Here is an 18,055-nt window from a genome sequence, read left to right on the forward strand (position 1 = left end):
TTTATTTGAAGAAATCAGTGGTAAATCTAGAAAACTAATCTGATGGCAGTGATGTTTTAGATTTCTAAAAGAAAGTATTGGGTTGAAAATAAAACGCTATATTTGCTTAAGATCGTAATTATAGTTCTATATAGTCATGAAGGTTTGGATGAAAAATTTAGCGCATAGATAAAGTCAGAAATACTTTAACTTGCCCGAAAAAGGATGTAATCGAAGTACAATAGGTTTTTTATCATGTTGTAGATAGTCAGATGTTTAATAAGTTAGTCGATTTATTCAAAGGCGCTAAAGAGTCGCCTGAGCAACTTTACTTAGAACAACACCACATTCAATATGATGAAACTCAGGGTTATATCATTGAAGGCGTAGTTTTAAATACATTGTCTGAACGTATGGAATATCTGTCGAATAGAAAAATGACAAATTTCGATGATTTAAAACAGCTCTATGCCACTGCAATGATTATCAATGAAAAAATAGACCTGGAAATTGCAAGTCAACGCTTTGTTGCACGATTAGGCAATACTGAAGAAAATCTTTTGCAATTTAAACACTATGTCAAACTATTGAATGATTATTATCGTCAATTCATCCGTGATCGTAAGTAAGTGAATGGACTGCAGTGTTTGAGTTTGATGGGTGCGTTTAGGGTACTCATCAATAGAAAATACAATCGCAAATCCACATTGGTTAAAACACTGTATATAGTTGCTTAAATCTCGGAATGTAAAAAGCATCGTGTTAATATGATCACTAAGTGATTAAAACATTAAAAGCTATTTACATCATGTTCCAGCAAGAAATTTCACAACTCAATCTTAAACAGCTCAAAGCTGGCGAAAAGCGGTGGGTCGGAAACTTACAGGGCTCATCTGCTGCATTATTATTTAAAGAAATTAGCAAACAATCGAAACAGTTGTTTGTGATTGTAGCACGTAATAATCAGCATCTCGGGCAGTTAGAAAGTGAGCTGGAATTTTACGGAATTAAGCCGACTATTTTCCCTGATTGGGAAATTTTACCTTATGACCGCCTATCGCCACATCAAGACATCGTTTCTGAGCGCTTGGCGATTTTGTCCAATATGCCACAGCAAGGTGTGTTGTTGGTTTCAGCAACAACTTTAGCGCAGCGAGTTGCGCCTGCATCTTGGGTATTAGGTGAACACTTTGATATTAAAGTAGGTCAAAAATTTGATATCGAACAACAAAAATTAAGATTAGTACAAGCGGGCTATCACTTGGTGGATACCGTTTATGATCATGGTGAATTTGCAGTACGCGGCAGCATCATGGATATTTACGCTTCGGGGCAAAGTTCACCGATTCGTATTGACTTATTTGATGATGAAATCGATACCCTCAAATTCTTTGATCCTGAAACTCAGCGAACCACCCAAAACTTAGATTATTTTACGGTTTTACCTGCAAAAGAATTTCCATTAAAAGAAGCGCGCTCACTGTTTCGTGATCGATATGCGGAAAATTTTCCGACGGCAAATCCAAAGAAAAACCCAATTTATCAAGATGTACAAGATGGTATAGCTTCACCGGGTATTGAGTTTTATTTTCCGTTGTTCTTCTCTGAACAAGCCATGAAAGAGCAAAGTACGCTATTTTCGTACTTACCAGAGAATGGCATTGTCATTACAGATAAAGCCATAGATGACACCTTGATTCAGTTTTGGTCAGACATTGTGCGTCGTTATGAAGACCGTCGTCATAATGTCGACCAACCGATTTTGCCGCCAGAGCAGATTTTCCTACAACCAAATCAAGTGTTAGAACAATTAAATCTTTGCCGTCGTATCGTGGCTTCGCCTGAGGCTTTTGATGAACGCAATGGCGTGATCAATCTTGCTGCTGAGATTCCACCCCGTTTACCTGTCGATCCTAAACGTGAAAAGCCATTTTATGCTGTTAAGCAATATATCGATGCGGCAAATTATCCAGTGCTTTTGGTGGCTGAAAGCGCTGGTCGACGTGAAACTTTAAAAGATGCATTGCGTCCAAGTTTGGGTGATATCCCAACGGTCGAAAGTTTTGATGATTTTATGCATTCTATGCATGCGATTGCGATCACCAATGCACCCTTAGATCGTGGTTTATTGCTAACTGACAAGCTCAGTGTAATTTCTGAAAATCAGCTTTATGAACACCGTGTGGTTCAACGTCGTCGTAAACGCCAACAGGAAGTATCAGAAGAGTTCCTTGTTCGTAGTTTAACCGAGCTCTGTATTGGCGCACCTGTGGTTCATATTGATTATGGTGTGGGGCGATATGCAGGTTTAATTACCTTGAGTATCGATGACCAAGACCATGAGTTTTTGCAGTTAGACTATGCCGATGCAGCTAAGGTGTATGTCCGTGTAACAAACCTGCATTTAATTAGTCGATATAGCGGTGGTGACCCAGATCTAGCACCATTACATAAATTGGGCACAGATGCATGGTCTAAAGCGAAACGCAAGGCTTTAGAGCAGATCCATGATGTGGCGGCAGAACTTTTACATATTCAAGCACGTCGTCACTCGAAGCCGGGTTATGGATTTGAACTGGATCAAAGTCTCTATATGCAGTTTGCTAGTGGCTTCGCCTATGAGGAAACTCTAGATCAAGCCAATGCTATTGAAGCGACACTCTATGACATGCAACAAGCGAAGCCGATGGATCGCTTGGTTTGTGGTGATGTCGGTTTTGGTAAAACAGAAGTGGCCATGCGTGCTGCATTTGTGGCAGTACAAAATAACAAACAAGTGGCTGTACTTGTGCCAACCACGTTGTTGGCGCAGCAGCACTACGAGTCTTTCAAAGACCGTTTTGCGGACTGGCCTGTACGTATTGAAGTCCTTTCACGTTTTGGTTCATCAAAATCACATACCAAAACCATTGAAGACCTCGCAGAAGGCAAAGTGGATATTGTGATTGGCACACATAAAATCTTGCAGGAAAGTGTGCAATTTAAAAATCTCGGCCTCATGATCGTTGATGAAGAGCACCGTTTTGGTGTACGTGATAAAGAGCGAATTAAAGCCTTACGTGCCGATGTTGATATGCTAACGCTAACTGCAACGCCTATTCCACGTACGCTGAATATGGCTTTTAGTGGCATGCGTGATCTATCTATTATTGCAACGCCGCCTGCACGTCGACTTGCTGTGAAAACCTTTGTACAAGAGCATACTGGAGATTCGATCAAAGAAGCCATCTTGCGTGAATTGCTACGTGGTGGACAAGTGTATTTCTTACACAACGAAGTCGAGACCATTGAACGTACGGCAGAAACCTTACGGGAATTGGTCCCTGAAGCACGTGTTGCGGTTGCTCATGGTCAAATGCGTGAGCGTGAACTAGAGCAAATCATGCAACAGTTCTATCATAAAGAATATAACGTGCTGGTGTGTTCAACCATTATTGAAACTGGGATTGATGTGCCAAACGCCAATACCATTTTGATTGAACGTGCAGATAAACTGGGGCTGGCGCAGTTGCACCAATTACGTGGTCGTGTTGGTCGATCGCACCATCAAGCATACGCCTATTTACTTGTACCTTCGCTCAAAGGCTTAAAGGGTGATGCTGAAAAACGCCTAGATGCCATTTCGCGTGCATCGACTTTGGGTGCGGGTTTCATGTTGGCTACAGAAGACTTAGAAATTCGTGGTGCAGGTGAGTTGCTGGGTGAACAGCAAAGTGGCTCAATGCAAACCATCGGTTATAGCCTGTATATGGAAATGCTTGAAAAAGCCACCAAAGCCATTCAAAAAGGCAAAACACCTAACTTTGACTCTCCATTATCATTAACGGCTGAAATTAGCATGCATATGCCAGCCTTAATTCCAGATGATTATTTGGGCGATGTGCATCAACGGTTATTGTTCTATAAACGTATTAGTAATACGGATACTCAAGAGAAACTCGATAACATTCGTATGGAGTTGATCGATCGTTTTGGCTTACCGCCGCAAGCAGTTAAGCAGTTATTCTCTGTCCATCAGTTACGTTTAAAAGCGGAACAATTGGGTATTACTAAAATTGATATCAGCTCACATGGCGGCAGTATTGAGTTCTCACCAGATACACCTGTTCAAGCCATATCCATCATCCAAATGATGCAAAAGCATCCGACTTTCTTCCGAATGGAAGGTGGACAGCGTCTAAAAGTGATGGTCATGCTCGAAGAATATGACAAACGCATTCAATTTATAAATGACTTATTAGACAGTTTACTGAAGGAATTAGCGCCAAATCACTAGATTTGGCGTATAAATTGCTTGTTTAGAATGAGTAGATTTTATGCGTGTATTTTATATAGAAGAAACGCTTGATTTTTTTGAAAAATTTATTAGAGTCATAAGCAAGCAACGTTTTATTCAAATGCGGTTTATTTGTAATGAAACGTTCTGTACAGAATATTCACACCCATAAGGATGTGATAGTATTAGCCATCATTCTAATTTTGCATCATTTATAAAGATATGTTTAGTTTACATCCACAACTTGCTCAAGATACGTTTTATGTAGGCGACTTTCCTCTGTCAACATGTCGTTTGATGAATGATATGCAATTCCCGTGGCTTATTTTGATTCCACGTGTTCCGGGAATTACAGAGCTTTATGAATTAAGTCAGGCAGACCAAGAGCAGTTTTTACGTGAATCAAGCTGGTTATCAAGCCAATTGTCACGTGTATTCCGTGCAGACAAAATGAATGTAGCTGCATTGGGTAATATGGTTCCACAATTACATTTTCATCATGTTGTACGTTATCAAAATGATGTGGCTTGGCCGAAACCAGTTTGGGGTACGCCAGCAGTTCCTTATAACAATGATGTCTTGGCACACATGCGCCAAACACTGATGCTTGCACTACGTGGTCAAGGTGATATGCCTTTTGATTGGCGTATGGACTAATCCCGATTTACGGACAATATCAGGATAGTAGAAGAATGAGTGTCCGTATGGGGGCGATCGAGTGCCGTTAGACAATTTAATCAGCAAAGAGCCTAAACAGTTTGAATATTTTCATCGTTTGATGGGATATATCATGCTGTCTTTGGTGATTGTTGTCTATCATTACACTCAGCCAGATACGCAATATCAAATCTATATTCCTGCATTTTTATTTTTTCTGATTTTAGTCGTTCCTAAGTTTTCTCATTGGTTAATTTATCGATATAGCAATCAAGTTAAGCGTAATGTGCTTTTTCTGATCGATATCATCGTTATTGCTGTACTGATGTCTGCAGTACATTTAAGCCTTGTTTTAACTTTTCTTGCGGTCTTTGCGCTGCTATATACAACCATTTATAACAAAATCAATTTCTTAATGATGTCCTTGGCCGGGATTGTAGGCGTCACTGTATTTTATTTATGTAATATTTATGTCTTTGGTTTTCAAGAATATTTTGAGTCAACCAGCAGTGAGTTAACCGTTCTAGGTTTTTTGTGTCTTATTACATATTTCAGTGTGGGGACATTTTATCAACACACCCAAGTTCAGTCTTTGAGCAATAAAAAGAACCACTATTATGATCAGATGAATCGTTATATGGAATTCGCTAATCAATTGAGTCGTTATGCGCCAATGCAGCTTTGGCAATCGATTATGAAAGGTGAGTCTGAAGCTAAAATCGAATATAAACGTAAAAAACTCACGATTTTCTTTTCAGATATCCAAGGGTTCACAGAACTTTCTGAAACATTAATCCCAGACGATTTAGCATTTCTACTCAATGACTATTTGAGTCATATGACTGAGATTGCCAAACAGTATGAAGCGACTGTCGATAAATTTATGGGTGATGCAATTCTAATCTTCTTTGGTGATCCACATAGCCAAGGTGTAGAGCAAGATGCAAAAACTTGTTTAGAGATGGCAATGGTTATGCGTCAGCAAATGAAGTTACTGCGTGAACGCTGGGTTAAAATGGGTTATCCGCCGCTACACATTCGTATGGGTATTTCTACAGGGTATTGTCACGTTGGGAACTATGGTGCGGCTCACCGTATGGCTTATACCATCGTTGGACGTGATGCAAACTTGGCTGCAAGATTACAAAGTGCTGCTGAAGTTGACGAAATTTTGATTTCAGATGACACGCATCATTTAGTGAAAAATGACTATTTATGTGCGCCCAAAGCACCGATCTTCTTAAAAGGTATCAAAGGCCCAGTACGTACTTGGCAAGTGATGGAAAAGTACACCTCACAGAAAACAGATTATCAGCGTTGGTTCGACTACGAATATAAAGGCTTTAATCTATTGTTGAACTTAGATGAAGTACAAAACTTTGAATATCCTGAACTAATACATGTTTTAGAACGTATGATTCAACGCTTACAAACTCAGCAAAAAATGACCAACTCTGCTGGTATTGTTAAACTGAATTTAGAAGACGAAGTGATCGAAGAAGTCAAAAAAACTGAATCTCACTCTTAATTTCACATATACATTATAAAAATTAGATCTAATCGTATTGCCTTAAATTCTAAAAATAACTCAATTCATTCTTTTATCAAAACGTCTTCTTTTTTGTAAATTGTTGAATAGTTTTATGCATAAAAAAGCCAGTTACGATGAACTGGCTTTTTGATTATAGAAAATTATCTATAAATTAATGATTTTCTGAAGCATGGTTGATGGTGTATTTAGGAATTTCAATTTCCAAATCTTCATCTTCAATTTTTACTTGGCATGACAGGCGAGAGTCTGGTTCTAATCCCCATGCACGATCGAGAAGATCTGCTTCGACATCATCCATTTCATCTAGACCATCAAAACCTTTACGTACAACCACATGGCAAGTGGTGCACGCTTTAGACATATCACATGCATGCTCAATTTTGATGCCGTTTTTTAACATGCTTTCGCAAAGGTTAGCATTTGATTCGACTTCAAACTCAGCGCCGTTTGGGCAGATTGTTGCGTGAGGCAGTACTTTAATACGTGGCATAATCTTGACCTATAAATTAATTTGAGTTTGACCAGTCATCGAGTTTTGTGCCTTTCAATGCGGCATCAATGTGCTGATTCATACGAGCTGCAGCAAATGCATCGCTATGTATTTTAAGCTGTTCTACAGCATGTTCAATAGCTTTGATATCTGTCGTTTCAAGTGCAGCATCTAAAACAGTGCGTGCAGCAGTGAGGGAACTGTATTGCTCTGGGTTGAGGAGTTGAGCATCCACTTTAAGTGCTTGATCAAGTGCTTCAAGTTCACGTTTTGCTTCCACTTTAGTTTCTTGAAGATGACGTAAGTTTTTATCTTCTTCAGCAAACTTATAACCATCAATCAGTAAGCGTTCAGTGTCGGCATCAGATAAACCATAAGATGGTTTGATGTCAATTTGAGCATGCACACCAGAAGTGGTTTCTTTGGCTGACACAGTTAGTAAACCATCAGCGTCGACCTGGAAAGTCACTTCAATACGCGCTTGACCCGCAGTCATCGGTGGAATACCACGAAGCACAAAACGACCTAGACTACGGCAATGTTCAACTAGATCACGTTCACCTTGTACAACATGAATCAACATCGCTGTTTGACCATCTTGATAGGTTGTGAATTCTTGGCGACGCGCCACTGGAATAGCTGTATTACGCGAAATAAGGCGCTCAACCAAACCGCCCATGGTTTCTAAACCTAAAGAAAGCGGTGTGACGTCTAAAAGCAATGAACCATCTTTAGAGTTACCAATAAGCTGGTTCGCTGTAATCGACGCGCCAATGGCCACAACTTCATCAGGGTTAATAGTGCAGAGCGGTTCTTGATTGAAGACATCTTGAACAGCTTTTTGTACAGCATACGAGCGGGTAGAACCACCGACCAATACCACATTTTGAATATCGCTGAGTTCAAGCTTGGCATCACGCATGACACGTTTACAAACGCTGATGGTTTTATCCAAAGCAACTTTAATGATTGATTCAAAAGTAGGGCGGTCTAAAGTCAATGATTGATCAAGAACTTTAAGCTCTACAGATTCAGCCTCGGTTAGAGCTTCTTTTGCTTTACGAGCAGAAACGATGAAATGTGCATATTCCGCATCATCTAAAGTTTCAATATTTAGTTGTTTTTTTGCCCATTTTACAATCAGACGGTCTAAGTCATCACCACCAAGTGCCGTGTGGCCACCCGTTGCTAGAACTTCAAAAACACCTTGAGAGAAACGTAAAATTGAAACGTCAAAAGTACCACCACCCAGATCGTAGATCACATAGTTTTGATCATGTGCAAGATTGGTGTCTTGGTCTAAGCCATAAGCCACTGCCGCAGCAGTCGGTTCATTTAATAGACGTAGTACATTTAAACCCGCAAGCTGAGCCGCATCACGCGTTGCTTGACGCTGTGCTTCATCAAAATAGGCAGGCACAGTAATGACAGCACCATTTACTGGATTGTTTAAGCTGCTTTCTGCACGGTCTTTTAGTTGTTTTAAAATTTCAGCAGAAATTTCAACTGGTGTTTTACGACCTTGTGCAGTTTCAAAAGCAGGCATTTCATTCGCTTCACCGACTAAGTTGTACGGGTGTTGGAATTTGATATCTGCTTTAGAGCGACCCATAAAGCGTTTTACAGAAACGATGGTGTTTTTAGGATCAGTCGTTAAGAATGCCTTTGCATCGTCACCATATTGCGTAGTGGATTCGCCATAGTGTGCAATAGAAGGGAGTAACACACGACCATGTTCATCGTTAAGCACTTTCGCTTTACCAGAAAGTACCGTGGCTACTAAAGAGTGTGTAGTCCCAAGATCGATACCAATTGCAATGCGGTGTTCATGCGGTGCACTTGATTGACCAGGTTCTGCAATTTGCAAGAGAGCCATGTGTGTTACATCCTTTGAACGTCAAATATAAAAAATAAATTAAAAATCATCGTCTAAATCAAAGCTATCGTCGTCTAAGAAGCGATCTTCAGCTTTATCGATGTCAGCCATTACTTTTTGGAAGAAGCGTAATTTACGTACGGTATCACGTGCTTCTGCCCAGTCTTCGTCGTCATAATCAATTTTAAATTCACGAACCAAACCATCTATCCATTGCTGAACTTCAGTTTTAAGTGAAGTGAGGTCATCAGCAGAGCATGCCTCATCTAACTGTTCACGAATTTCTAAGGCATCTTGTAGGAACTCAAAATCACTAATTGATTGATCAAGGTGATAATCTTGTTTTTTGAGACTTAAAAGATATGCAGCGCGGCTATCAACATTGGATAAAGCTTTAAATGCTTGATTAATCTCACTAGATTTTATCAGGGCTAGATCTTTGTCTTCGGCTTTATCTGGATGATATTGTTGCTGCAACTTTAAAAATTCAGCTTTTAAAACTGCTAAATCAATATCGAGTGCTACAGGTAAGTTAAACAACTCAAAATGATTCATGGGAGATGGTGTCCGCAATAGAGGTGCAAAAAGTGTTGCTTTAAATGCAATTAAAACAGTGAATTTTACACTGTTTTAATGCGAAAAAGGAGCGTGGAAATGGCTTAAACCGTAAACGATTCGCCGCAGCCACATTCGCCTTTTTTATTTGGGTTATTAAATTCAAAACCTTCGTTTAAACCATTTTTCACATAGTCCATCTCCATACCTTCAAGATAAACTAAGCTTTTTGGATCAACGAATACTTTTACGCCAAACTGATCGAATACTTGGTCATGCGTGTCAATATCATCGACAAACTCAAGTACATAAGCTAAACCAGAACAGCCAGAAGTTTTCACGCCAACGCGAATACCTTCACCCTTACCGCGATTCTTGATGTAATTGCTGATATGAGTTGCAGCATTTTCAGTTAAATGAATCATGAAAACTCCGTTAATCTTTTTTAAAACACGTAAACAATTAAGCTTTTACTTTCTTGCTACGGTAGTCTTCTACAGCAGCTTTGATTGCATCTTCAGCAAGTACAGAGCAGTGTACTTTTACTGGTGGAAGTGCAAGTTCAGTTGCAATATCAATGTTCTTAATTGCTTGAGCTTCATCAAGAGTTTTGCCTTTTAGCCACTCTGTTACTAATGAGCTAGATGCAATTGCTGAACCACAACCGTAAGTTTTGAAGCGAGCTTCTTCAATTACGCCGTTGTCATCAACTTGGATCTGTAGACGCATAACATCGCCACAAGCTGGTGCACCGACCATACCTGTACCAACGTTTTCTGCATTTTTGTCTAAAACACCAACATTACGAGGGTTTTCGTAATGATCAATTACTTTTTCGCTATAAGCCATGATGCTTCTCCAAACCTCGGGGTCAGCCTTAAGATTAATATGGGGGTGAAATTACGTTAATCAATGAGATAGCCTTAAAATAAAAGCTATCTCACCGGGATGAATTAGTGTTCAGCCCATTCTACAGAATTAAGGTCGATACCTTCTTTGTACATGTCCCAAAGCGGTGAAAGATCACGTAGTTTTTCAACTGCTGCTTTGGTAATTTCAAGTACATGATCAATATCGGCTTCAGTGGTGTATTTACCAAAGCTGAAACGAATCGAGCTGTGAGCCAATTCGTCTGAAAGACCCAATGCACGAAGTACATAAGATGGTTCTAAAGTTGCTGATGTACATGCAGAACCAGAAGATACTGCGCAATCTTTAAGTGCCATCATTAACGATTCACCTTCAACGAAGTTAAAGCTGACGTTTAGATAGTTTGCAACGTTGTATTCTGGGTGACCGTTCAGGAAGACTTGTTCAAGACCTTGCAAGCCATTCCAAAGTTTGTCACGAAGTACACGAATACGAGTTTGTTCGGCATGTAGGTTTTTGCCTGCAAGTTCGAACGCTTCGCCCATACCCACGATTTGGTGAGTCGCTAGCGTACCTGAACGCATACCACGTTCATGACCGCCACCGTGCATTTGCGCTTTAATACGTACACGTGGTTGACGACGTACATAAAGAGCACCAATACCTTTAGGACCATAGATTTTGTGGCCAGAGAAACTCATCAAATCAACTTTCATTGTTGAAAGATCAATTTCTACTTTACCAGCAGCTTGCGCAGCATCTACATGGAAATAAGTTTTGTTTGCACGAGTCAATTCACCGATTGCAGCTACATCTGTAGTTGTACCGATTTCATTGTTCACCATCATCAAAGATACAAGAATTGTATCTGGACGAAGGGCTGCTTGAACCATTTCAGGTGTGATTAAACCTGTTTTTGCTTCTGGCTCAAGATAAGTAATTTCGAAGCCTTCTTCTTCAAGCTCGCGGCAAGTATCAAGAATTGCTTTATGTTCAATTTTACTTGTAATAATGTGCTTGCCTTTAGATGCATAGAACTGAGCAATACCTTTAAGCGCAAGGTTGTCAGATTCAGTTGCACCAGAAGTCCAAACGATTTCGCGTGGATCAGCTTTTACTAGATTAGCAACTTGTTCACGTGCATATTCTACTTTTTCTTCTGCCTGCCAGCCGTAAGCATGAGAACGAGAAGCTGCATTACCAAAAGTACCGTCAAACGTTAGACATTCCATCATACGTTCTGCGACTTGAGGGTCTACAGGTGTAGTTGCTGCATAGTCAAGATAAATAGGACGCTTCATGTCAAATACCTGTAACCGATAAAAGGGCTGAATCAAAGTTTGCTGAATTTTGACGAATTGATACGGTTTGAACGTTATCGCGTGCTACAAGGTCAGCAAGGGTGATTTTTGCAAGATAATCGGCAATGTGGTGGGAGAGTTCCTGCCATAAATCGTGAGTCAAGCACATTGCACCATTTTGGCAGTTGCCTTTGTGGTCACAACGGGTTGCATCAACTGTTTCATTTACAGCTTCAATAATTTCCAAAACAGTGATGTCTTCAGCACTACGAGCAAGGTGGTAACCACCGTTTGCTCCACGGATGCTGGAAACTAAGCCGTGACGCTTTAATTTTGCAAATAACTGCTCAAGATAGGCCACTGAAATGGTTTGACGAGCTGCAATTTCTGCAAGAGTGATCGTTTGTTCAGTTGGCTGCAAAGCTAGATCAAGTAGAGCAGTCACTGCGTAGCGACCGCGAGTTGTTAAGCGCATGATTCGATACACATGTTAAGTCTAGATGTGCAGATTTTATGAATCCTGACTAAAATAGTCAAGTTTTTTTGAGATTGTTTATTTGTTTTATTTTGTCTGAAAAATTATGTATTTATTTGAACCACACATTATACACTAATAACGTTATTAAAAGAACAGATATTAGACTAAAAGCGATATTAATCCGCTTTTGACGACGTTCGATACGCTTAATACGGTTTTTGTATTGTTTAACTTCAACTTGTAGCGTGTTTATTTTAGAGCGTTGCTGTTCAATTTTTTCTAAAAGTGGGGCAATACGTTTTTTAGATGCAACGATATCGTTTTCTTCGACAGGTTCAGACAACCAGTGTTTCCAGTCAGATAAAATTTTCGGCACACTAAATAAAGAAACCAAATCACGAAATTCATCTTTTAAAACTACATCGCCATCGATACGCATGGTTTTGATGCTCTTACGATTACCAAATACAAAAATTTTCACCAAATCCATTAGTGTCGTGCGGACATCAAGGTCGATGGCTTTATCTGGAGATTTAGTGTCGAACAGAATGCCGTGCTCAGTAAACTGAACATAAAAGTCAAAATAAGGGATGTAGCTATTTATTTTTAGTGCGACTTTTTGATCAACAAATTTTTTAGCTTGTAATGCTACAACACGGTCATGTTTTAAAATGAAGGTAAAAATCGTTTCTAAAACAATCAGGGTCATAGTAAGCAACAAATGTGGTTGAGCTTGTGTTTGTTGCGTATCGCTCATAAAAAAATGTCCTTGTTAAAATCTGAAAGCACTGGAAACTGAGCGTCCTGCTCTAGAGGAACTTAGAATATACCAAAAAGTTGGTAATTCACTAGCTTTGTAGAACAGTTTAATCAATCTATCAAGTTATATGTTTGCTATTATGTTGTTAAAATGAAGAATCACATGTTGATGTGCACATAAAATAATCAGGAGAAGTGCGGATTATGGAAAATACAGAAAGCATAATTGACGATGCACAGGAAACATCAGAAAAGCTGGCTAAACCTCGGGTACGTAGTCATTCTGATCGTCGCTCTAAAATGGATTTTCGTAAATATACCAAACAGATTTGGTTGGCTGGATTAGGTGCTTTTTCACGTGCTGAGGGAGAGGGAAATAAGCTTTTTGACTCTTTAGTCAAAGTTGGAGAGGAGCTTGAGTCCAAAACGATTGATATTGCAGATCAAACTGTCGAAAAAGTTTCAGAAAAAGCCAAGGAATCTGTAACCGATACGAAAGATAAAGTAGAAAAAATTTTAGATAATAGTGTTAATCATTCTTTAAACCGTTTAGGATTGGTGACTGTAAAGGATTTACAGCACTTAGAAAGGCTTATACTTCAATTACATACTAAAGTTGACCAATTGGCCGAAGAGAATGCCCAACTGAGGGCCGAAATATTAAAAAAACACTAACTTTTTTAATATTATCGAATTTTCAAGGTTTTTTTCGTCAAAAAATTCTATAAAAAGAGGTTGAGGAGTATTGCGTTTAACCCTAAAGCATTGCTATAAAGGCGTTATGGCGTTTTATACAAATTCTTGAACCTTAAATAAACGATATTAAGAGGACGTAATTTTCATGAATAAATCAGAATTAATTGATGCAATTGCCGAAAATGGGGGATTATCTAAGGCCGATGCCGGTAAAGCTTTAGATGCTACAATTGCTGCAGTTACCAATGCATTAAAAGCTGGTGATACAGTTACTTTAGTTGGTTTCGGTACTTTCAGCGTAAAAGAACGCGCTGCACGTACTGGTCGTAACCCACAAACTGGTGCGACTTTAGAAATCAAAGCAAGCAAAGTTCCTAGCTTCAAAGCAGGTAAAGGCTTGAAAGATTCTGTAGCTTAATCTTATTAAGCACATGAGACGCGCCATAAATTGGCGCGTTTTTTATTGGTAAATGTGATTAATTGATATATCGCATTCATTCATCTCGGGTTTTCGGTTAAAATTCACCGCAAATAAAATATTGGAATACTTATGGAATCGTTTCGTAAAGTCATTAAGGGTTGGCTGGGCAAGGTCTTGCTCGTTTTGTTTTTGACCCCTTTAGCACTTGTAGGTATTGAAGGATATTTTAGTGGTGGATCTAAAGATGCAGCAAAGACTGTAAACGGTACTGAAATTTCTCAAAAAGAACTCGAAGCACTGACGAACTCATTAAAAGAACAATATCTTGCATATGCTCAGGGTGATGAAACATTATTGAATCAAAATTTCATTAGCAATAAAGCGATGGATACTTTGGTTTCACGCCAATTGCTATTGCAACAAGCTGATAAATTAGGCATTAGCTTGAGTGATGCACAAATTGTGCAAATGATTCATCAGCAGCCAAGCTTTCAAGTCAATGGTCAATTTTCTGATGAAGCGTTTGCGCGATACCTCGAATCGATTGGTATGACGAATCGCACATTCATTGATAATTTACGTAAAGACCATGCTTTAAAAATGTTGTCTACAACATTTATGGAATATGCATTGGTGAGTAAGCTTGATATCTTGCAAATTGCGAACTTACAAACGGAACAACGTAGTATTCAGTTGGCGAGCATTAATCTTGAAAATTACAAGAAAAATGTAAAAGTATCTGATGCTGAAATTGCGGCTTATTATGAACAACATAAAAACAAATTTAAGCAAGCAACTAGTGTTGATGCAGATTTTGTCGTATTAACACCTGCTAATATTACTGCAACTGTAGAAGCTGCAACTGATGCTGAACTGAAAGAAGCATATAACAGCTTTGTTGAGAATGCACAGAAGTCAGTTAAACCTATCGTTAAGCACATCATGATCACTGCGGACAATCGTTCAGATGCCGAAGCTAAAAAACTGGCTGAAAGTGTTCAAGCTAAAATTAAAGCGGGTTTAAGCTTCAACCAAGCTGCTGCGCAATTCTCTGAAGATCCTGAATCTAAAGCAAAAGGTGGTGAACTGGTTGCTTATGAAAAAGGTGTGTTTGGTGATGCGTTTGATGCTGCAGTTGAAGGTGCTCAAGCTGGTCAAGTGACTGCTCCAGTAAAAACAGACAGTGGTTATCACTTGATCGAAAAAGTGGCGCCAGCTGTAAAAGTGGCTTCATTTGAACAAGAAAAAGCTCGTCTGCAAGCAGAAGTCGCTGCTTCGAAAAAAGCCAATGTTTTTTCTGACACTGTAAACAGCCTCAATGATATGGTTGTGAGCAGTGATGCCCTTGATGTCGTGGGTCAAGAAGTGAAAGGTGTAAAAGTTCAATCATTGAATGGCTTAACATTAGCATCGCAACATCCAGTTTTAAGTGATGCAAACGTCAAAGTTAAATTGTTTAACGATGATGTTAAAAATGGTGAACGTAATGTTTCATCTAGCATTCAGTTGAAAAACGGTGATGTAGTTTGGGTAAAAGTGCGTAACTATCATGCTGCAGGTGTTCAAACCTTAGCTGAAGCGAAAGCGCATGTGAAAACTCAGCTGATTGAAAAGAAAGCGTCTGATGCTGCAAAAGCCCAGGTTCAAGCGACATTGAAAGAGTTTGCTGCAAAACCTGCTGCTTCAGTCGCGAAAGGCAATTTAAACTTTGAAAATGCGGGTACCTTTACTCGTGCTGATGGTTTGTTGAAACGCGAAATTCAACGTGCTGCATTTAGTGTAAAAGCGCCGAAAGCAGGTCATTGGTCTGTTACGACTACAAATCTACCAAATGAGTTGGTTGTAGTTGCTGTGACTGCAGTGAACAAACAATCTGATGAGGCATTAACGGGTGAGCAGTTAGATGAGTTAAAAAAACTTTATCAACAGCTTCGTGGTCAGCAAGAATTTGATGACTACACACGTTATCTAAAAGATCATGCCAAAATTAAATAATTAAGGCAGCTTTAAAAAAACCAGCTTCTGAGCTGGTTTTTTTTGGCTTAAATTGACAGATATAAATTTTATTTAAAAGATTTGGCAAATGAAATATCGACTCTAGCATCGTAGATTGATGTTCTCAAAAAAATAATATGAAGAAGAAATAACTCATCACGACAAGGATTAAGCGGATGACATCTCTGTATATGCTTCAATTTAAGCGTTTAAAGAACTGCTTATTGCGATGGATGGATCATTATTTTAAGCACATGATACTGATGCTACTAACGATTTGCGTTGCTAGTAGTATTCAAGCTGCAGAACTAAACTTTAAAAATGTTCTAGAGCAGGAAAGAGCTTGGGCGGGCTTGACCAGTAAAAAGTCAAAAATAATGAAATCGAATGGACATACAGTGAAGGGGGAAATTCACAAAAACCGACGCTGCTGTTGCTGCATGGTTTGTCAGGCACGCGTGATAATTGGAACCGCGTTGCCCATTATTTAACGGCCAACTATCATGTCATTATTCCAGATCTGCCAGCACATGGAGAAACTATTGTCGCAGATCAATTTGATCTATCGATTCCAAATTTAACTGAAAAATTACGACGATTTATTGATGCTACAAAGTTAGATCCAAATTTACATATCGCAGGGCATTCGATGGGTGGTGCAATTGCCATGCTATATAGCGCTCAGTATCCCTTAGAAGTGAAATCTTTATTGTTGGTGGATTCGGCAGGTGTCTTTAAGTCGAGCAATACAGCGTATCTAAAAGATACGGCAAAGCTTGCAGAGCTAGTGGTCAGAAAAACTGGTGATTTTGATCGCGTGATGAAGATCGTGATGCAATCCCCGCCTTTTATTCCACAAGAATTAAAAATTGGGCAAGAAAAGTTGATGATAGTTCAGTCTAAACAAACCAATAAAATGGTGGAGCAACTGCAAAAAATGGCCACCTTGTATACGCCGGAGTCCTTTGCTTTGGTTGCACGAGGCATTGATGCACCTGTGTTTATTATCTGGGGGAAGCAAGATCAGATTATCAATGTTGAAGTAGCAGAAGAATTGAAAAGCTTATTTAAAAAAGCCGAAAAACCGCTGGTATTAGACCATGTTGGTCATATGCCTATCTTAGAAGCGGAGCAGTTAATGGCGTTGCCATATTTAAAGTTTCTTTCAACTGTTCAATGAATAAAATCGGTAAAATAGGTGTAAAAAAGCGAGAAATATCTCGCTTTTTAAACTTAATTAGACACGTTGAGTTGATTTAAGTACGTACTTTAATTTCATAGCCCGTGTATTTTCGAATATTAATCACACCGGTATCCAAAATCAGATACTGACCTTTAATCCCTTGTAATTTTCCTCGAATAATTGGGGTTTTGTCCAAATTATGCGATTTGATTTTTTCAGGATATTCATCTACCGGGTAGATAAATTGGCGTGGCAACTCATCTTCTAACAGTTCAACAGTTTCATTAAACTCTAAATTTTGGCTAAATTCTTCACGAATGGTCTGAATTTTTGGTGCAAATTCTTCCACCAATTGGTCGCGAATTTCGATCAGGTTGATGGGTTCTGCTACACCTTTTAGCAATTTACGCCAATCAGTTTTATCGGCCACTTGCGTTCCAAACATGACTTCAAGCTGACCAGATAGACGACGTGAACCAACTTTCATAATAGGCAAAGCTTGCGTCGCACCTTGGTCCAGCCAACGTGTAGGCATTTGACCAAGTCGAGTAATCCCCACTTTTAAGGCACTCGAATTGGCTAAATAGACAATATGCGGTTGAAAGCAAACTTCATGGGCAAAATCATCTTCACGGCAAGTCCCGAGATGATAATGACAGGTTTCAGGCTTCATAATGCACATATCACAAGAAGCCTTAGTCTTCATGCATTTGAAGCAATGACCTTGTGAATACGATTTAGGCGTTTTTGCGCCGCAAGAAATGCAGTAGATATTTCCAGTGGCTTCAATTTCAATTTCTTGGCCAAGGCTAAACGGTAGATCAACTTCTGAGCGATCTAGAATAAATTTATACTCAACATTTGCCTTGTGTGTATGTTGATCAGTTACACTAAGGTCTTTAAGACCTGCATGCATTTTATGGCAAATGCCTTGTAGTTCCATACGAATACTCACTTCATTATTAAG

Annotated in this window: 16 protein-coding genes and 1 pseudogene; 8 read left to right on the forward strand and 9 right to left on the reverse strand. The window is 39.2% G+C overall.

Translation table 11 applies throughout. The features are described from left to right. Positions 1-251: 251 nt before the first annotated feature. From FTU80_RS04170 to FTU80_RS04185, 4 genes are all read left to right on the forward strand, one after another. Positions 252-608 carry a hypothetical protein gene (locus FTU80_RS04170; protein ID WP_180084329.1) on the forward strand — a complete coding sequence of 119 codons (357 nt, stop codon included), beginning with the start codon at positions 252-254 and terminating at the stop codon, positions 606-608. Positions 609-787: 179 nt separating this feature from the next. Continuing rightward, positions 788-4,255: a transcription-repair coupling factor gene (gene mfd / locus FTU80_RS04175; protein WP_180084352.1), complete on the forward strand. Its 3,468-nt coding sequence runs from the start codon at positions 788-790 to the stop codon at positions 4,253-4,255. A gap of 222 nt (positions 4,256-4,477) precedes the next feature. Then, the gene (locus FTU80_RS04180) at positions 4,478-4,912 is read left to right on the forward strand and encodes an HIT domain-containing protein (protein ID WP_067762788.1); all 435 of its coding nucleotides are present in this window, start codon (positions 4,478-4,480) and stop codon (positions 4,910-4,912) included. 61 nt (positions 4,913-4,973) lie between these two features. Next, positions 4,974-6,440: an adenylate/guanylate cyclase domain-containing protein gene (locus tag FTU80_RS04185; protein ID WP_180084330.1), complete on the forward strand. Its 1,467-nt coding sequence runs from the start codon at positions 4,974-4,976 to the stop codon at positions 6,438-6,440. 175 nt (positions 6,441-6,615) lie between these two features. On the opposite strand, the gene fdx is transcribed toward FTU80_RS04185, so the two are convergent. The 8 genes from fdx to FTU80_RS04225 form a co-directional block, all read right to left on the reverse strand. Next, entirely contained in the window at positions 6,616-6,954 is a 339-nt protein-coding gene (fdx, locus tag FTU80_RS04190) for an ISC system 2Fe-2S type ferredoxin (RefSeq protein ID WP_078193483.1), read from the reverse strand. A gap of 16 nt (positions 6,955-6,970) precedes the next feature. Beyond that, positions 6,971-8,830 (reverse strand): Fe-S protein assembly chaperone HscA, encoded by a 1,860-nt coding sequence (hscA, locus tag FTU80_RS04195; RefSeq protein WP_180084331.1) that lies wholly within the window; start codon positions 8,828-8,830, stop codon positions 6,971-6,973. Between the two features lie 39 nt (positions 8,831-8,869). Next, positions 8,870-9,385, reverse strand: a complete 516-nt coding sequence (gene hscB, locus FTU80_RS04200; protein ID WP_180007824.1) for a Fe-S protein assembly co-chaperone HscB — start codon at positions 9,383-9,385, stop codon at positions 8,870-8,872. 104 nt (positions 9,386-9,489) lie between these two features. Further along, positions 9,490-9,810, reverse strand: a complete 321-nt coding sequence (gene iscA, locus FTU80_RS04205; protein WP_078188668.1) for an iron-sulfur cluster assembly protein IscA — start codon at positions 9,808-9,810, stop codon at positions 9,490-9,492. Between the two features lie 37 nt (positions 9,811-9,847). Further along, complete coding sequence (iscU, locus tag FTU80_RS04210; protein ID WP_078188667.1) at positions 9,848-10,234, reverse strand: Fe-S cluster assembly scaffold IscU; 387 nt, start codon at positions 10,232-10,234, stop codon at positions 9,848-9,850. Between the two features lie 104 nt (positions 10,235-10,338). Then, positions 10,339-11,556 carry an IscS subfamily cysteine desulfurase gene (locus FTU80_RS04215; protein WP_078188666.1) on the reverse strand — a complete coding sequence of 406 codons (1,218 nt, stop codon included), beginning with the start codon at positions 11,554-11,556 and terminating at the stop codon, positions 10,339-10,341. A gap of 1 nt (position 11,557) precedes the next feature. After that, positions 11,558-12,031, reverse strand: a complete 474-nt coding sequence (locus FTU80_RS04220) for an Rrf2 family transcriptional regulator (protein ID WP_078188665.1) — start codon at positions 12,029-12,031, stop codon at positions 11,558-11,560. A gap of 112 nt (positions 12,032-12,143) precedes the next feature. Next, entirely contained in the window at positions 12,144-12,791 is a 648-nt protein-coding gene (locus tag FTU80_RS04225; RefSeq protein WP_078188664.1) for a hypothetical protein, read from the reverse strand. 206 nt (positions 12,792-12,997) lie between these two features. On the opposite strand from FTU80_RS04225, the gene FTU80_RS04230 reads away from it, so the two are divergent. The 4 genes and pseudogenes from FTU80_RS04230 to FTU80_RS04245 all read left to right on the forward strand — a co-directional run bounded on the left by FTU80_RS04230 (position 12,998) and on the right by FTU80_RS04245 (position 17,085). After that, entirely contained in the window at positions 12,998-13,468 is a 471-nt protein-coding gene (locus FTU80_RS04230; protein ID WP_180084332.1) for a phasin family protein, read from the forward strand. Positions 13,469-13,634: 166 nt separating this feature from the next. Further along, positions 13,635-13,907 carry an HU family DNA-binding protein gene (locus tag FTU80_RS04235; RefSeq protein WP_078188662.1) on the forward strand — a complete coding sequence of 91 codons (273 nt, stop codon included), beginning with the start codon at positions 13,635-13,637 and terminating at the stop codon, positions 13,905-13,907. Positions 13,908-14,039: 132 nt separating this feature from the next. Beyond that, complete coding sequence (locus FTU80_RS04240; protein ID WP_180084333.1) at positions 14,040-15,905, forward strand: SurA N-terminal domain-containing protein; 1,866 nt, start codon at positions 14,040-14,042, stop codon at positions 15,903-15,905. Positions 15,906-16,159: 254 nt separating this feature from the next. Further along, positions 16,160-17,085: pseudogene (locus tag FTU80_RS04245) on the forward strand (alpha/beta fold hydrolase). Positions 17,086-17,161: 76 nt separating this feature from the next. Here the strand turns inward: FTU80_RS04245 and FTU80_RS04250 are convergent. Then, a complete protein-coding gene (locus FTU80_RS04250) occupies positions 17,162-18,031 on the reverse strand; it encodes a DUF2797 domain-containing protein (protein ID WP_180084353.1) in 870 nt (289 codons plus the stop codon). Positions 18,032-18,055: the final 24 nt, after the last annotated feature.

This window comes from Acinetobacter sp. YH12145, from assembly GCF_013418335.1.
Lineage (GTDB): Bacteria > Pseudomonadota > Gammaproteobacteria > Pseudomonadales > Moraxellaceae > Acinetobacter > Acinetobacter amyesii.

Bases quoted from the DNA above. Each gene is read 5' to 3' on its own strand.
- FTU80_RS04170 (WP_180084329.1), top strand. From the start codon at position 252: ATGTTTAATAAGTTAGTCGATTTATTCAAAGGCGCTAAAGAGTCGCCT.
- mfd (WP_180084352.1), top strand. From the start codon at position 788: ATGTTCCAGCAAGAAATTTCACAACTCAATCTTAAACAGCTCAAAGCT.
- FTU80_RS04180 (WP_067762788.1), top strand. From the start codon at position 4,478: ATGTTTAGTTTACATCCACAACTTGCTCAAGATACGTTTTATGTAGGC.
- fdx (WP_078193483.1), bottom strand. From the start codon at position 6,954: ATGCCACGTATTAAAGTACTGCCTCACGCAACAATCTGCCCAAACGGC.
- hscA (WP_180084331.1), bottom strand. From the start codon at position 8,830: ATGGCTCTCTTGCAAATTGCAGAACCTGGTCAATCAAGTGCACCGCAT.
- hscB (WP_180007824.1), bottom strand. From the start codon at position 9,385: ATGAATCATTTTGAGTTGTTTAACTTACCTGTAGCACTCGATATTGAT.
- iscA (WP_078188668.1), bottom strand. From the start codon at position 9,810: ATGATTCATTTAACTGAAAATGCTGCAACTCATATCAGCAATTACATC.
- iscU (WP_078188667.1), bottom strand. From the start codon at position 10,234: ATGGCTTATAGCGAAAAAGTAATTGATCATTACGAAAACCCTCGTAAT.
- FTU80_RS04215 (WP_078188666.1), bottom strand. From the start codon at position 11,556: ATGAAGCGTCCTATTTATCTTGACTATGCAGCAACTACACCTGTAGAC.
- FTU80_RS04220 (WP_078188665.1), bottom strand. From the start codon at position 12,031: ATGCGCTTAACAACTCGCGGTCGCTACGCAGTGACTGCTCTACTTGAT.
- FTU80_RS04225 (WP_078188664.1), bottom strand. From the start codon at position 12,791: ATGAGCGATACGCAACAAACACAAGCTCAACCACATTTGTTGCTTACT.
- FTU80_RS04230 (WP_180084332.1), top strand. From the start codon at position 12,998: ATGGAAAATACAGAAAGCATAATTGACGATGCACAGGAAACATCAGAA.
- FTU80_RS04235 (WP_078188662.1), top strand. From the start codon at position 13,635: ATGAATAAATCAGAATTAATTGATGCAATTGCCGAAAATGGGGGATTA.
- FTU80_RS04240 (WP_180084333.1), top strand. From the start codon at position 14,040: ATGGAATCGTTTCGTAAAGTCATTAAGGGTTGGCTGGGCAAGGTCTTG.
- FTU80_RS04250 (WP_180084353.1), bottom strand. From the start codon at position 18,031: ATGGAACTACAAGGCATTTGCCATAAAATGCATGCAGGTCTTAAAGAC.